Source organism: Myxococcus llanfairpwllgwyngyllgogerychwyrndrobwllllantysiliogogogochensis (genome assembly GCF_006636215.1).
Classification (GTDB): domain Bacteria; phylum Myxococcota; class Myxococcia; order Myxococcales; family Myxococcaceae; genus Myxococcus; species Myxococcus llanfairpwllgwyngyllgogerychwyrndrobwllllantysiliogogogochensis.
The window spans coordinates 1-546 of sequence record NZ_VIFM01000656.1; the positions used below are offsets into that span (position 1 = coordinate 1).

A 546-nucleotide genomic window follows, 5' to 3' on the forward strand; every position below is an offset into this window, starting at 1 on the left:
CCGGTGGGAGGAGGCGAAGCTCGACGCCTTCCTCGGCCGCTTCGGCCTGCTCGTCCTCGATGAGGCCCACCACATCGCCGCCAGCGCCTTCCATCGAATCGTGGACCGTTGCCCGGCGCGCTACCGGTTGGGGCTGACGGCGACGCCCGAGCGGGAGGACGGGCTGACGCCGCTCTTGCGCTTCTATCTAGGAGCGCCTCTGGCAGTGGTGAAGCACGAGGACCTCGTCGCGCGCGGAGTGCTGGTGGTGCCCGAGGTGCGCGCCGTGGAGACGGCCTTCGACTTCCCCTATGGCCGCGCCTCCGACTACGCGCCCATGCTGGAAGCGCTGGCGGAGGACAAGGCGCGCAATGACCTCGTCCTCGGTGCCGTGGCTCGCGAGGCCTGGGCGGGCCACCTGTGCCTCGTCCTCACGGGACGGGTGGACCACTGCGAGCTGCTGGCGCAGCGGCTCTCGGCCACCGGCCTGTCGGCCGCCGCGTTGACGAGTGAGGTGCCGCGCGAGGCGCGCAAGGCCCTCCTGGACCAGGCGCGCGCCGGGCGCGT

1 protein-coding gene is annotated in these 546 nt (G+C 72.5%); it reads left to right on the plus strand.

The genetic code is table 11. The annotated features are described in order from the left end of the window. The coding region (locus FJV41_RS49865) for a DEAD/DEAH box helicase (protein ID WP_181791549.1) at positions 1-546 on the plus strand (546 nt) is incomplete at both ends.